Source organism: Fredinandcohnia quinoae (assembly GCF_022427965.1).
Classification (GTDB): domain Bacteria; phylum Bacillota; class Bacilli; order Bacillales; family Bacillaceae_L; genus Ferdinandcohnia; species Ferdinandcohnia quinoae.
The window spans coordinates 16,302-31,517 of record NZ_JAKTTI010000020.1 but is presented as its reverse complement, the minus strand read 5'-3'; the positions used below and the strand labels follow the sequence as shown (position 1 = coordinate 31,517).

15 protein-coding genes and 1 pseudogene are annotated in these 15,216 nt (G+C 34.1%); 7 read left to right on the top strand and 9 right to left on the bottom strand.

What is annotated here, in order from left to right; translation table 11 throughout:
- Window positions 1–361: 361 nt before the first annotated feature.
- Window positions 362–567: pseudogene (locus tag MJG50_RS12950) on the bottom strand (IS5/IS1182 family transposase); the annotation flags it as partial.
- Between the two features lie 292 nt (window positions 568–859).
- Here MJG50_RS12950 and MJG50_RS12945 point away from each other — a divergent pair.
- From MJG50_RS12945 to prpE, 3 genes are all read left to right on the top strand, one after another.
- Entirely contained in the window at window positions 860–1,318 is a 459-nt protein-coding gene (locus MJG50_RS12945; protein WP_240256160.1) for a hypothetical protein, read from the top strand.
- 553 nt (window positions 1,319–1,871) lie between these two features.
- A complete protein-coding gene (locus MJG50_RS12940) occupies window positions 1,872–3,047 on the top strand; it encodes an FtsW/RodA/SpoVE family cell cycle protein (protein ID WP_431307284.1) in 1,176 nt (391 codons plus the stop codon).
- A gap of 97 nt (window positions 3,048–3,144) precedes the next feature.
- Entirely contained in the window at window positions 3,145–3,882 is a 738-nt protein-coding gene (prpE, locus tag MJG50_RS12935) for a bis(5'-nucleosyl)-tetraphosphatase PrpE (protein ID WP_240256158.1), read from the top strand.
- 21 nt (window positions 3,883–3,903) lie between these two features.
- On the opposite strand, the gene MJG50_RS12930 is transcribed toward prpE, so the two are convergent.
- The 4 genes from MJG50_RS12930 to MJG50_RS12915 are packed head-to-tail and all read right to left on the bottom strand — an operon-like array spanning window position 3,904 to window position 6,635.
- Window positions 3,904–4,785 (bottom strand): RluA family pseudouridine synthase, encoded by an 882-nt coding sequence (locus MJG50_RS12930; RefSeq protein ID WP_240256157.1) that lies wholly within the window; start codon window positions 4,783–4,785, stop codon window positions 3,904–3,906.
- A gap of 25 nt (window positions 4,786–4,810) precedes the next feature.
- Window positions 4,811–5,605 carry an NAD kinase gene (locus tag MJG50_RS12925; protein WP_240256156.1) on the bottom strand — a complete coding sequence of 265 codons (795 nt, stop codon included), beginning with the start codon at window positions 5,603–5,605 and terminating at the stop codon, window positions 4,811–4,813.
- A gap of 26 nt (window positions 5,606–5,631) precedes the next feature.
- On the bottom strand, window positions 5,632–6,267 hold the full coding sequence (gene yjbM / locus MJG50_RS12920) for a GTP diphosphokinase (RefSeq protein WP_240256155.1): 636 nt from the start codon (window positions 6,265–6,267) through the stop codon (window positions 5,632–5,634).
- A complete protein-coding gene (locus MJG50_RS12915) occupies window positions 6,264–6,635 on the bottom strand; it encodes a UPF0738 family protein (RefSeq protein WP_240256154.1) in 372 nt (123 codons plus the stop codon). Before MJG50_RS12915 ends, yjbM begins: the two co-directional genes overlap by 4 nt.
- Window positions 6,636–6,757: 122 nt before the next feature.
- Here MJG50_RS12915 and MJG50_RS12910 point away from each other — a divergent pair, with 122 nt between their 5' ends.
- From MJG50_RS12910 to MJG50_RS12895, 4 genes are all read left to right on the top strand, one after another.
- Entirely contained in the window at window positions 6,758–7,369 is a 612-nt protein-coding gene (locus MJG50_RS12910) for a CYTH domain-containing protein (RefSeq protein WP_240256153.1), read from the top strand.
- Window positions 7,353–7,973 carry a lytic transglycosylase domain-containing protein gene (locus tag MJG50_RS12905; protein WP_240256152.1) on the top strand — a complete coding sequence of 207 codons (621 nt, stop codon included), beginning with the start codon at window positions 7,353–7,355 and terminating at the stop codon, window positions 7,971–7,973. The genes MJG50_RS12910 and MJG50_RS12905 overlap by 17 nt, the downstream gene beginning before the upstream one ends.
- Before the next feature lie 181 nt (window positions 7,974–8,154).
- Window positions 8,155–9,015, top strand: a complete 861-nt coding sequence (locus MJG50_RS12900; RefSeq protein WP_431307281.1) for a ClpXP adapter SpxH family protein — start codon at window positions 8,155–8,157, stop codon at window positions 9,013–9,015.
- A 275-nt stretch (window positions 9,016–9,290) separates the two neighbouring features.
- Window positions 9,291–9,467 (top strand): hypothetical protein, encoded by a 177-nt coding sequence (locus tag MJG50_RS12895; RefSeq protein WP_240256150.1) that lies wholly within the window; start codon window positions 9,291–9,293, stop codon window positions 9,465–9,467.
- A gap of 74 nt (window positions 9,468–9,541) precedes the next feature.
- Here MJG50_RS12895 and pepF read toward each other — a convergent pair whose 3' ends face one another.
- The 4 genes from pepF to mecA form a co-directional block, all read right to left on the bottom strand.
- Window positions 9,542–11,359 carry an oligoendopeptidase F gene (gene pepF, locus MJG50_RS12890; protein ID WP_240256149.1) on the bottom strand — a complete coding sequence of 606 codons (1,818 nt, stop codon included), beginning with the start codon at window positions 11,357–11,359 and terminating at the stop codon, window positions 9,542–9,544.
- Window positions 11,360–11,510: 151 nt separating this feature from the next.
- Complete coding sequence (locus MJG50_RS12885) at window positions 11,511–12,704, bottom strand: competence protein CoiA (protein WP_240256148.1); 1,194 nt, start codon at window positions 12,702–12,704, stop codon at window positions 11,511–11,513.
- Between the two features lie 87 nt (window positions 12,705–12,791).
- Window positions 12,792–14,303 (bottom strand): cardiolipin synthase, encoded by a 1,512-nt coding sequence (gene cls / locus MJG50_RS12880; RefSeq protein WP_240256147.1) that lies wholly within the window; start codon window positions 14,301–14,303, stop codon window positions 12,792–12,794.
- Window positions 14,304–14,372: 69 nt separating this feature from the next.
- A complete protein-coding gene (gene mecA / locus MJG50_RS12875) occupies window positions 14,373–15,050 on the bottom strand; it encodes an adaptor protein MecA (RefSeq protein WP_240256146.1) in 678 nt (225 codons plus the stop codon).
- Window positions 15,051–15,216 lie beyond the last annotated feature (166 nt).

The window sequence follows — 15,216 nt, the reverse complement described above, 5'->3', positions numbered from 1 at the left end:
CAATCCTTTTCGTAGATGGCGAGGGTTTCTTCTAGTTGCAACTCCCTACCTTTAATTAGCTTTTCCTGCTAGAGTCCCGTGCATTCTGATCCACCGACAAATTAGAAATATCAATAATGTACTTGAAACAATTTTTTAATTGCTTAAATTAAAAAAATTATAGTATTCCTATAAGAAAACTAGGACCTTTTAAAGCTTATTACTGCGAACTTTGTTGTTGATTTCCGTTCCAGGTCACTTTCCACGGGTGGTCCGTGAGCTCTCGTTGCTTCACTCCTACGGGGTCTCACCTGAACAAGCTCTTCACGCAGGAGTCGCCACCTTCTCCTCCGATCAACATAGTTTAAAAATCACCTCAAACTTAGGTAGCATGTAGTCTATTTAACATAGTATTGATACAGTATAATACTAGTTTTGAAGCATTATAAACTAAAGATACTAAGTCAATATGAAATTTGGGACGTTTTCCAGTATAATAACGAACATTGTTAAGTTGAAAATATCCCTTGAGATAGGTATTTACACGATCTACGGTTTAGGGCGTTTAAAAATTGTCATCCAGGACTTTTCATTAAAAAATTGTTATTTAGATTAATAAATTCTAATAATAACCTTTTATCTTATTTTAGTATACTTCTATTGTTATAACTTTATCATTATTTCTTCATGTTAATACAGAATCAATATTTCTATTTATAAAGTCATCCAAATTGCGCTTCACATCGGAAATAACAGGGAATATTAGGTCCTTTTTACCAAAATAGGAATTTAGTTGACAATCTTTAATTTCTATGTTAATTTATGGATATTAGTAATCTAGTATACTAGATTACTAAAAAATTTTAATAGGAGTGAGAATATGAAAAAGTTATTATCTACTCTTGCTTTAGCTTCAGCACTTACTTTTGCTACATCTTTTTACGAAGTAAATGCTATGGAAATAACCCCATTTGGTGCAGGGGAATGGGATGTTGTAAATGTAGATGAATCGGTCTATATATCATCAACATTCCAAAGACCAGGTGGATACGTCACTGAATCTAATGGTGGAGATTTCGCTGTGGATTTAAGTTTTCCAACTCAGTTTCCCTACCCAGGGTTAATTTATGTTGAACTTTGGGAAGATGATGGTAGTAAAACGCAACGTGTATACCCCGACAAAGGCACTCATACTGTTGAGGTAAGCGGAAATGGTGGTCTTGCAGTTTGGAGAGGTATAAGTTCCTATTTAGATGGTAAAGAAAATCAAGCTGAGTTTTTCATAAAAATTAAGGGAAATGGTGGACAAGGACTCACGTATGTTGAGTATTTAGATTAACAAACTTATTACACAATTACTTAAGGTATCTATGAATAATAATATTCTAGATGCCTTTTTGTTTTAGAATAGAATAATGTAAATGTGAAAAATCATGTATAATGATTTTATAGTTTCAAAAAAATAAAATACTATAAAATGAGTAGATTCATAGAAAGTTGGGTAGACTATAATCATTCATAGTAATTTAATTGTGAGTATACTTGGCGATTATTTTAATTTTTTTGATTTATGATAATTAAAAATACACTAATCATATTAGGTAAATTGGTATTAGGGTATACTTGGAATTTTATGAATATAGAAAATTTATTACTCCCAATTATTTTTATATCTAAATGATTTGCAAATAGCAAAGAATGGGCTAAGATATAAAATGGAGAAATTCCTTAAGACACTCACAAAAACTGACTATAGACATACTTCTTTTCAGTAAATATTTATAAAAATAGGTAAAACAGAATCCTGGTTACAAAGTTGAGTTATCTTATGTTTGGATACACAATTGTAGGATTTTAATAGTTAATTTACTGTAATGAGAAAGGATTTTATTATGAGTAAAGAAACATCTCCAACACAGAAAATCGATTATTCATTATTATTCATCTTATTTTTACTTGCAATTGTAAGTAGTATAGCAATACGAGGCGCAGAGCCTTTTCTTCAGCCTATGCTTCAAGGTTATAATTTTGTTGGGAAGCAATTACAGTGGTATGTAGTTGGGGCTATAGCGATTATTGGTACGATGATTATTGACTTTGATCGCTTTAAAATGATTTCATGGTATTTATACGGTTTTGGGATGGTCTTATTATTTGGTCTATTTGTTGAAAAGTATATAGTCGATATTCCATTCGCTGATGAGAACAAGGGTGCAACAAGCTGGTATAACTTCCCTGGTATGTCTTTTCAACCATCAGAGTTAATGAAGCTTTTTTTAATTATTGTGTTAAGTAAAATCATTGCTGAACATCGAGAAAAACACCCAATCAATACGGTGAAGGATGATTTTCTACTTATAGGTAAAATTCTATTAGCTGCAAGTCCACCAATCGGATTTCTTGTTTTACAACCAGATATGGGAATGACAATGGTATATTGTTCAATAATTGCTACCCTAATCCTTGTATCAGGGATAAAGTGGAAAATTATTTTAACAGTAGTTTTTTCTGTTGTTTTCATTATCGCAGTTGGTGTCTTCTTATATTTTTATTTTCCGGATCTTTTCCTTAAAATGATTCAAGGGTATCAAATGAATCGATTTTATGGTTGGATCGATCCCTGGAATAATTCGGGTAATGAGGGCTACCAGCTAGTACAATCGCTTCTTGGGATTGGTTCAGGTCAGTTAGAAGGGAAAGGATTCCATGTTTCAGAAGTTAATATTCCCGAGGGACATACTGATTTTATTTTTGCTGTCATTTCCGAACAATTCGGCTTCATTGGTGCAAGCATTGTAATTTCATTATTCTTCCTACTTATCTACCGAATGATACATATCGCCCTTGAAAGTAACGACCCTTTCGGAAGTTATCTTTGTGCAGGAGTTATTGGCATGATCACATTCCAAGTATTCCAAAATATTGGTATGACGATAGGGATATTACCAATTACCGGTCTTCCGCTTCCTTTTATCAGCTATGGTGGAAGCTCATTAGCTACGTTTATGATTGCAATCGGAATGGTGTTAAATGTTCGTTCTCGAACAAGAAAGTTCATGTTTGACTAATAGAAATGCTTTATTCAAGACACATACTATAACGTTATCTTTCTAATACTATGGGAAGATGACGTTTTTTTATTTTGTTTGAGAAAGGTGCTATTTTATGAAAATCGATATAATTGGGGATATCCATGGCTGCTTTGATGAACTGGAGTTATTAACAAAAAAGCTTGGATATGAATGGATTGATGAGCTTCCGAAACATAATGAAGGTCGACAACTTGCCTTCGTAGGAGACTTAACGGATAGAGGGCCCTATTCATTAAAAGTAGCTGAACTAATATATAAACTTGTCATAGAAAGGAAAGAAGCATTCTACGTACCAGGGAATCATTGTAATAAGCTTTACCGCTTTTTCTTAGGGAATAAGGTTCAGATTGCGCACGGGTTGGAAACGACTGTTGCCGAGTATGAGGCATTGCCTAAAAATAAGCGTTCTAAAGTGCGAAATCATTTCATTGAGCTCTATGAAAAATCACCACTACATCTTGTCCTAGACAACCGAAAATTGGTTATTGCTCATGCCGGAATACCGGAAGACTATATTGGACGGACAGGTAAAAAAATTGAGAAATTCGTTCTGTACGGTGACATTACCGGTAAAACTAATCCAGATGGTACACCAGAAAGACGGGACTGGGCTAAACATTACAACGGGGATGCCTTGATTATCTATGGCCATACACCTGTAAAGGAACCGAGAAAAGTGAACCAGACGATTAATATCGATACTGGTGCAGTATTCGGTGGAGCATTGACTGCATTTCGTTACCCAGAGCTTGAAATCATGTCTGTTCAGTCTACTATGCCTTTTGTTGAGGAAAAATTTCGACCAATTTAAGTAGCGGCCATCACATGGTCGCTACTTAAATAGTTCCTTCATATCATCGGGCAATTCAATCTGAAAGCTAACCTTTTCTTTATAGATTGGATGCCAAAACGAAAGCTCGCAGCAATGAAGTGCCTGCCGATTAATCAAATGACGTGAACCACCATACAAGTCATCACCAATGATTGGATGACCAAGATGTGATAGATGTACTCGAATTTGATGTGTTCTTCCTGTTTCTAATCGAAGTGATACATGTGTTAATTGCTCCAAGCGATTCAAGACTTGAAAATGAGTAACGGCATTTTGCCCATCGTCTCGTACTTCCCGCTCAATAATGCTATCATCCTTACGCCCGATTGGTGCATCAATTATTCCACAATCTACAACAATCCTTCCCTGGACAATCGCCTCATACCTTCTTTTTAAAGTTCCAGACTTTTGTTGTTCAGAAAAGAGATGATGAATATGCCTATGCTTCGAAACTAACAATAACCCTGATGTATCCTTATCAAGACGGTTCACTAAATGAACAGTTGTATGTAAATCAATCGTTTGATAATAATGAATTAATGCATTAGCAAGGCTACCTCTAGGTTTTTCACGTGATGGAATGGATTGAATACCTGCTTTCTTATTAATAATTAACAGATAGGGATCTTCATACACAATATCCAATAGAATATTATCAGCCATTAGTTCAACATGCTCTAGTGGAAACACAAGCTTTAATTTTTCCCCATTCACTAGGAGGTGTCGTACATTTACATTCGTCTCATTAATTAATATCGAACCACCTGAATATTTAATATCGGTCAGTGCAGTCTTTGAAATACCTTGCTCGCGCAAAAAGTCACGTATAAGCTTATTTTCATCCCGTTCAGTTATGTCCCACTCAAGTATAAATGGAGTCACGATTTTTGTTTCCTTTCAAAAAAATTCAGTCCGCTATAAATGAATCCCTTACTCGTTTCCAAAATGGGAAAGGACGGAATCTTGCAAATCTAATTTTTTCCGAAGCAACACGACATTGGATTGATTTTACGTCTTTGTGCAGCAATGTTAAGTGATCAATTGTAATATGGAAATCAACATCATTTACCGGTTTAAGTAAACAAGGATGATGATTTGGTAAAATTAGCGGTGACCCAACCGTACGGAAAACCCGATTATTAATCGAAGCCATTTCTGCTATTTGAATCGCCTCTATCGATGGATGCAAAATTGCGCCACCGAGAGCTTTATTATAGGCTGTACTTCCAGATGGTGTCGAAATACACAAACCATCACCCCTAAAGGTTTCGAATAATTGCCCCTTAATCTCTAAATCCATCACAAGGGAGCCTTCAACACTTTTAACAGTACATTCATTTAGAGCAAGGTATCTCGCCTCTCTACCCCCACCGATATAGCGAATGATAACTTCAAGTAAAGGGTATTCGACAACTTGATAAGGTGTTTTTGCAATGGCGATAACAAGCTTTTCAATTTCTTCTGGTACCCAATCCGCATAGAAACCTAGATGTCCAGTATGTACGCCAACAAATGCTGTTTTATCTAGACGACTACGGTAACGGTGGAACGCATATAGTAATGTTCCATCGCCACCTACAGATATGACAATATCCGGCTGGTCTTCATCATAGATAAGCTGAAAGTCCATTAAATACGTGCGCATTTTTTGCATTAACGTATTCGATAATGAATCACCTTTTGAAGTGATGGCAAATTTCATCGTTTAACACCCTATTCTTTCATATTTTAATCAGAACCTTTTGATTCTTTTTTTTGCGAGAAGATTACTTGTGCCTCCTGAATCTCACCACGAATTTGTGACATTTCTTCATCGAGTCGAAAGGCAGCCTCTGCCGCTCTTTGAAGTCGGTCTTCTATATCCTTCGGAAATTCACCACTATATTTATAGTTTAATGAATGCTCAATTGTTGCCCAAAAATTCATAGCAAGTGTTCGTATTTGTATTTCAGCCAAGATTTTCTTTTCACCATCAATCGTTTGAACAGGATAACGAATGACTAAATGATAGGAACGATAACCACTTACTTTTTTATGTGTAATATAATCCCGTTCTTCAACAATTTCAAAATCATTCCTTGTTCGAAGTATTTCAACTACCTTTTTTATGTCATCAACGAATTGACACATCATCCGGAGTCCTGCGATATCCTGCATTTCATCAACTAATTTATCAAGAGGAATATTTTTCTTATTTGCTTTATGTAAAATGCTTGGAAGTGGTTTGACTCTGCCAGTTACAAATTCAATTGGAGAATGAACTCCCTGCATTTCAAATTGATTTCTCATCCCTTTTAATTTTACCTTAAGCTCATCGACCGCTTGTTTATACGGAGCTAAAAAGAGATCCCATTTTCTCATCATAGAAAGGCTTCCTCGACTTTGGCTACCATTTCTTCACCATAATTAGCATTTCCTTCTATATTACTTATTAAGTATGTAAGTTCCTCGATTATATTTTCTAATTCGATTTTTAATCCATTTAGTTGTAGTACAACAGGAAGACGATTGTTTATCACATTTTTAAGTGCTGTCCAAAGCTCGATCGTTAGGCGAACATAAATATATTCTTGTTCATTCTCCAGTTTATAAATAAATGCATATGAGTCAGAGTCCACTAACATTTGACCACTAGCTTTTAATGAATCAGTTGATATGTTTGAACAATTACCTTCTAACATTAATTTATCATTTAAAAGTTGAAAATTGTTTATTTCTATATGTTTCTGCATTGTAAGTCTCCTTTCAACATTCCTTTATTATTTTACCATATAACTCCACTTCGACAAGTGACTGATACTTATCAAAAATAATGTTATAATCATTATAGATTACTCGAAAGAGGTAAGCGTCTATGACTCAAGAACTTGAAATTGAATTTAAAAACATGATTACTGAAGTTGAGTACAAGCAACTGCTATCTATTTTTTCAGTATTGGATGAACAGTTCGTGCTTCAAGAAAATTTTTACTTTGATACACCTCATTTTTCATTAAAACAGCAGGGCATGGCTCTTCGAATCCGTGAAAAGCATGGTACATATACGTTAACCCTAAAGCAACCCGTTGAACGTGGACTTTTGGAAACACATCAGCTATTAACAGTCGAACAAGCAAACACCTTGTTATCTGGGGGTAAACTCATACCTGGACAAATTGCTGATATCATTGGCAAATTTTCGATACAAACTGATGAAATTGAGTATTTCGGATCTCTAAAAACAAGGAGAGCTGAATTTGAATATAAAAATGGATTACTTGTATTGGATGAGAGTTCCTATTTAAATTTTACTGATTACGAGGTAGAATATGAAGTAACAGATGAAAAAATTGGACAAGTATATTTTCATGAACTTTTACAAGCATATAAGATTCCAATTCGAAAAACAGAAAATAAAATCCGCCGTTTTTATAATCGCAAAAGGCAAATCACGTTAGGAGAAATGAAGGATGAATATAGATTATAAAGTACTCATGCAGCTTCAAGCATTACGAAGCTTCTCAACAAATTCAACTACAGATTCATCAGATCAATCATTATTTAAAGATATGTTTTCACAATTACTTTTAAATGCAAACTTAAGCACTGACAGTAATAATGTAACAATGCGTTCACAGGCTTCTAGTAATCCATTAAATTTATTTGGTTCCTATCAAACGCCAAACATTTCTTACTCTCAAACACCTGTGGCTCCCTCTTCATTTGATCAATTAATTGAAAAGGCGGCGGAGAAGTATAATGTAGATCCTCAATTAATAAAATCAGTCATCAAGCATGAATCAAATTTTAATCCGAATGCCAAGAGTCATGCTGGAGCAACAGGATTAATGCAGCTTATGCCTTCCACTGCAAGAGGATTAGGTGTAACAGATATCAATGATCCTACACAAAATATTGAGGCAGGAACAAAGTATTTAAGCAAAATGCTTGATAAATATAATGGAGATATCTCACTAGCACTTGCAGCTTATAATGCAGGACCAGGTAATGTTGATAAATACGGAGGAATCCCTCCATTCAAAGAAACACAAAACTATGTAAAAAAGGTTACAGGAACTTATTTTGCCTAATAACTAATACCATTTTAATAGCACTATAATAGGTCATTACTTGATATTTTCTAGTAATGACCTTTTAAAATACTGCCTTCCAAAAAATTCTACCATTATTTTAGAGCTCTTTATTTGAGTTAATTCCCATCCATTGATAAAATAATCATACATTAATGATTACAGAGGATTAACACTCCTGATGAAAGCAGAAAGGAGTGAGGTCTTGACAAATTATTCATCTTGTAAACGACCTCTAGAAATATATATTTTTGTTGACCCGTTATGTCCAGATTGCTGGGCATTGGAACCTATTATTAAAAAGCTAGTAATCGAATATGGACGCTATTTTACGATTCGACATATTTTAAGTGGGCGTTTAGCCACATTGAATAAAGGTAAAAAGCAAAAGCCTGAAGATATTGCCCAAGTATGGGAGAGGACTGCTAGTAGATCTGGAATGTCTTGTGATGGCAGTCTTTGGTTAGAAAATCCCATATCTTCACCTTATTCAGTCTCAATTGCGATAAAAGCCGCTGAACTACAAGGAAAAAAAGCAGGAATCCGCTATTTACGAAAATTACAAGAGTATTTATTCCTTGAAAAACAAGACATATCTAATGAGCAGATCTTAATAGATTGTGCTGCAGAGGTTGGTCTTGATGTAATTGAGTTTAAAAATGATATCCATTCTCCTAGTGCAGCTAAGGCTTTTCAGTGTGATTTAAAAATCACATCTGAAATGGAGGTAGAGGAAATTCCAACCCTCGTATTTTTTAATGAAAATATTGAAGATGAAGGGATAAAAATAACGGGTTGTTATCCGTATGAAATGTATGCACATATTATTCATGAGATGATTGGAGAGAAGATTGAACCGACCCCTCCACCACCTATAGAAGAATTTTTAAAGTATTTTAAGTTTGTAGCATCTAAGGAAATTTCAGTTATGTATAATATGCCAATTAATGATGTTGAGAGAGAAATGAAGAAATTATTGCTCAAACAACAGGTTGAACAAGTACCTGTAAAATATGGGACGTTCTGGAGATACATTAAATAAGATAGAAATCCGAATAATTTAAAAAGACTTGGTGACCGATTGTCACCAAGTCTTTTTATATATATCAAAAAGGGGATGGGAGAAATTTTCACGGACAAACAAAGGGGTATTTGTTTGTGTGATTACTTCATGTTTATACTATATCAGTATTGATAAAGGTTTTCAACTATATGTACATTATTTCACAAAGTTGTCAAAATCCCATTCTGAATATTCTTGCCTGTACATATATTTATCGTAAAGGTTGGTATTATTTGATGTAAGGAGGATATTCTATGAGAAAGATCGGATTAATTTCCGGTAGTATTATGATCATAATCACTTTCGGATTAAATATATTTGGATTAATGCGGCTAATCCCCCTCTATATTACTACCCCTCTTCTTTTCCTATCATTATTAGTTACACTTTCGATCCTGAATAATCGCAACCGCTTCAAAGGCTTTAAGTAGTAGGAAAAGCACACGGGCACCAGGAGCTATACAAAAAAAGAAAGGTGTGTCATGACACCTTTCTTTTTGCGAAATTAACTTAGTAATTTTTCCATTTCATTTAATGTTTCTTCAAATATTTTAAGTGCTTCTTTAATTGGCTCGGAAGTAGTCATATCTACACCTGCATTTTTTAATACTTCAATTGGATAATCGGAACTACCCGCTTTTAAGAAATTATTGATATATCTTTCAACAGCTGGTTGCCCTTCTTCTAAAATTTGCTTACTCAAAGCAGCAGCAGCACTAAATCCTGTAGCATATTGGAACACATAATAATTATAGTAGAAATGTGGAATACGAGACCATTCAAGGCCAATTTCATCATCGATTACAATATTTGTACCAAAATACTTTTTATTAAGATCATAATAGATTTCACTTAATAAATCAGGTGTTAGCGCCTCACCTTCTTGTGCTCTTGTGTGTATGATGTGCTCGAACTCTGCAAACATTGTTTGGCGGAAAACAGTTCCTCTAAACCCTTCTAGATAATGATTTAACAAATATAGGCGCTTTTGGTCATCATCGATGGTTTTAAGTAAATAATGATTTAAAAGAGCTTCATTACATGTCGATGCAACTTCCGCAACAAAAATTGAATAATCACCGTATACATATGGTTGATTATTTCTTGTGTAATAACTGTGGACAGAGTGTCCAAATTCATGTGCTAGCGTAAATAAATTATTTACATTATCTTGCCAGTTCATTAATATATATGGATTTGTACCATAGGCCCCAGAAGAATATGCCCCACTACGTTTTCCTTTATTCTCATGGACATCTACCCAACGATTGTCAAAGCCTTCCTTTAAAACGTTCAAATAATCTTCACCAAGTGGCTCGAGACCCTTTAATATATAGTCTTTTGCTTCCTCATATTTCACTTCCATTTTCACATCTTTAACGAGCGGAGTATAAAGGTCATACATGTGCAGCTCGTCTACACCTAATACTTTTTTACGTAAATCCACATATCGATGCAATAAATGTAGATGATCATTTACCGTATTGACTAAATTATCATACACTGACTCTGGAATATTGTTTGTACTTAAAGCTGATTCACGAGCAGATTGATAATTTCTTACACGTGCATAAAAATTATCCTTTTTAACAGTACCACTTAACGTACTACCAAATGTATTTTTATAATGATCGTATGTTTCATAGACTTTTTTGAAGGCTTCCTCTCTTACACGGCGATCTTCACTTTCCAGAAAACGAATAAATCGGCCATGTGTTATTTCAACCTCTTCACCATTTTCATCTTTGATTGTTGGAAAAGTGAGATCTGCATTATTCAACATTCCAAAGGTATTGCTTGATGCATCCATTACCTCAGAAGCTTCAGCTAATAATGCTTCCTCCTTAGCAGATAGAACATGTGGACGGGCTCGATTAATATCGTCTAAAGCCTGTTCATATACTTTTAGCTCTTCCTTTTCTTGAAGGAAAGATTTAATTTTTTCTTCTTCAGCTGCTAGAATTTCTGGTGTGATGAATGATAATGCACTGCCTACTTGAGTATAGAGATTGATCGCACGATCATGCATTCCTTGATAAGTGGAATTTGTTGTATCTTGATCATAGCGCATATGCGCATATGTATACAGCTTGCCAATACGCTCTAAGATAGAATCTTGGTATGCTAATGCTTCATATAGAACATCCGCTGATGTTGTTAATTTGCCTTGGAAATCTGAAATTTTAGGGATCATATTTTTCACTTCTGTAAATTCGTTTTCCCATACTTTATCTGTTTCATAAATATCTTCTAAACGCCAAGTATCCTGTTCAGCAATTTCTTTTCTACTTGGTAATTTTTTTACCGTAGTTTCATTTGTCATCTAAAAACCTCCGTTTCTTTATCATAAAAAGTATTCGATATCCGACTTTTAATTTCCTTCATATTAATAAATGTTTAAATCTTTTGAATTTAGAGGCATGCCTTATCAGACCTTCCTATATAGATTGTACCCATGTACTTCAATCTCATTCTTAGGAAGATTCCCCTGCAAATTTCTTCAGTACTTGTTCATCTGAATCGTAAGCTTCTTGTAAAGATGTTGGAATAAATATTTCCTTGATTTTTTTGAAACTTGTTTTATCCATTCTTTCTAAAATTTGAAAGTTCGTTAAGATTTGAAGATATTCCATAATTGCAAAAGAATGGTGCGTGGAATTAATTAACGGTAATTGTCTTAACTGGATATCTTTTGAGGATATTCGCTTGGAAAAAGCACTCATTGCTTTAGTATACGTAATGATATCACCATAATTACAAGGAATAATTAGGTCTAATAACAACCACATTTGCCAAATCATCGGTGGTGTTTGGATCCAATACATTGAGGGGACAGGAAGTCCAGCTTCAACAGGTAAATAAGCAGGCGGGATTCTTGCTTTATATAATTCAGTTAGAAATCTTGATAAATATGGATTGGGATAGGAAGAAAATGTTATTCTCCACTTTCTTTTTTTGTTTGCCCACGAAGTAAAAAGGTCTTTATCAAATGATTGTTCGCATAAAAGCTCCTTGAATGTACTATTTTTTTCTTTTAGAAATTGTATAGAACAAAAAACTTCACTTATGGTAAAGGGTGATAATGAAGAAGCTTTTAAAAACTCGGAGGTTTGAGGGCAGTAGTAAAGAATATTTGCTGCCTTTGATTTTGAAAAGTTTGAAGCAAACAACCATTGGAACTGAGAAAGAGAAATTGTATTGGATGATTTCCTTTTTAACCATTTGGCTCCTAGTATCCAAATTGGTACGATTCCCAACCGCTTATACATATCCGTTCTTTTTTGAAATAACTTGTATTCGATTTGAGAGCACTGAAATTCGATGGCATATTTTTGTTTCTTGAAGATTACGAGGAGATCAGGACGTTGTAAAATTTCTTTGAGGTATGGCTCAATTTCAACATTCAGCCCTTGTGAGACAAACCAATGATAGAGTTGTTTTTTTCCTTGAAGATGGTATTCAGATTCAGATTCTGTTTTAATTGCACATTCGGCACCTTTTTTATGCGCAAAGTGATTAATCTTTTTAGTCCCTATTTTTAAAAGAACTCCTTCTTCACATGCGGGACATAAAAACACTTCAGACCTTCGTAAGAACTGTAATTCTTCCCGCTTCCACTTATCTAGAAGTGAAATATATTCTCCATTTTTTCGTAATGCTACTAACAATAACTATCATCTCCTTACTATTTCCAATTGTCTAATACTTCAAAGATAACATAATTCAGTAAGGGTTTAAACCCTTACTGAATAAATTTAGAGAAGCGGTGATAGTAACCTACATAATGATTCAAAAATCCTTTGCCAGAGAGAGCGTTTCTTGAACATACTTTCTTGAATTTGTGAGGAATTATCAATATCCTGGATGTAATCACTTACTAATCGATCTGTGCTATTCGTTTTATATAAAAAGGCATTCACTTCGAAATTTAAATGAAAGCTCCTCATATCCATATTAGCTGTACCGATTGAAGCTAATTCATTATCAACAATTACAATTTTACTATGCATAAATCCTTTCTCATATTCGTATATTTTCACACCAGCTTCCAACAGAAATGGAAAGTAGGATCTTGATGCATAGTAGACAATTTTTTTATCAGGCTTTCTTGGTATTAAGATTCGAACATCAATTCCACTTAGAGCAGAAACCCGTAAAGCTGACAAAATATCATCATCTGGGATGAAATAGGGTGATGCAATCCAAATCGATTTCTTCGCGGAAATAATCATCGAAAAAAACAAATTTTTGATAACCTCCCACTCATTATCTGGCCCACCAGCGATAAGCTGCACCCCACCGAAATTTTCACCTTCAATTAAATGAGGAGACAAATAAGTTTGAGTAAGCAAATCCTTTCCGGTCATATAATACCAGTCTTGAAGGAAGATTAATTGCATGGATCTTACAGCCTCACCATTAACAAAAAGATGTGTATCACGCCAAAAACCAAAAAACTCATTTTTTCCGATATATTCATCCCCAACATTTAACCCACCGATAAATCCAACCGAACCATCAATAACTATAATTTTGCGATGATTTCTGTAATTAACCTTATTTGTAAAAATTGGGAACTTTACTGGTGAGAACGGAATCATTTCAACACCAGCATTACGGAGTTCTTCAATATAAGAATTAGATAACTGCCAACTTCCTACACCATCATACAGAAAACGTACTTCTACACCACTTTTTGCCCTCTCAATTAAAATTTCCTTTAATTGCTTGCCAATCCCATCATCTCGAACAATATAGTATTCCAAATGAATATGATGTGTTGCTTTTTGTAAAGCGTCAAAAATGGCTGTGAATGTTTGATCTCCATTTGTTAATACTCTTGTTTCTGTTGCAAAAGAAATTGGACTCTTACCTAACTTATGAGCCAATCGGAAGAGTAATCGCTGATGCTGACCCATTTGTTCGATTTTCTCTTCCATATGGTCGATATTTCCTTCAACACTTAAATACACCGCCTCGTCTAATAATGCCTTTCTATTGAAGAGACGCTTTTTTCTAAAGTTTCTACCAAACAATATGTAAAAGAAAAAGCCTAAAAGCGGGAAGCTTCCTAAAACAACTAACCATGTTAAGGTTTGTGTTGGATGTCTGTTTTCAAAGAAAATAATGATACTAATAAAGATTACAGACAATGTAATAAAAATACTAAATCCTCCAAGCAGCCAACCTTCCCAAAAGTTTTTTGTGAAAAATAAAAGTACTGAAATGACAATTAAAAATATAACGACTTGAAAAGTTTTTTTCATACATGACCTCACGTGTATACACAAATGTTAGTTTAAAAAAAAACCGATTTCACACGATGAAATCGGTCTCTATTTAAGTGAAAAATGCTTTGTTAAAACCTCAAGTGCATTTTCATTAATTACTTTTTTCCCATATTCTTCTATTCGATGAATGGATAAAACCGATTCTTGACCATATTCAAGAATAATACTTAACATATTTTCAAGTTGGTCTTCTGTATAAACATCCTCATTAAATTCTAAATATAGATAGTATTTTCCTTCAAATGTGAGAAGAGAGTTGCTAATTCCATCTAGATTAATTCGATGAGCAAGTGAGATTATATCCTCAAAATCATTGAAGCGAATTAAAAATTGATAATCATCTTCTTCTTCATCTATTTCTTCAATGAATTCCTTATCATCATATTTTGGATTAAAATGCTGTTCCAACAAGGATTCGATTTTTTCGTCTACTTGTAATTTATCATCGGCTACGGGTAGTTCATACTTATTTCCGTCCTTTGATAATTGTGCTCTCGTTACAAGAACTTCTAATCCTTTTTCTAAAGCTTGTACTTGGATCCAAATCGGGCCATCGACAGTGAATTCCTCTTCTTGATGAATTTCATCCATCATTTCCCAGAACAGTTCTTCACTCCGCTCGCGATTATACCAAATCTCCTCACGTTCAAACCCACGTTGTTCAATATCTTTATATGAAATATAAAATTTTACTGTATGTTCATTAATACGTTCGATTTCCATTTTGAATCTCTCCCTTCTTGCTCATATTTTGAAGGGACTAATTACCCCCGAGCAAAATGCTCTTTTACTCACTTTACCCTAAAACCATATTGATTAACCAACATTTAAGTTTGTATATATGTCTTGTACTTTTATTTTATGATAAAAGACGTAAAAATGGAAATAA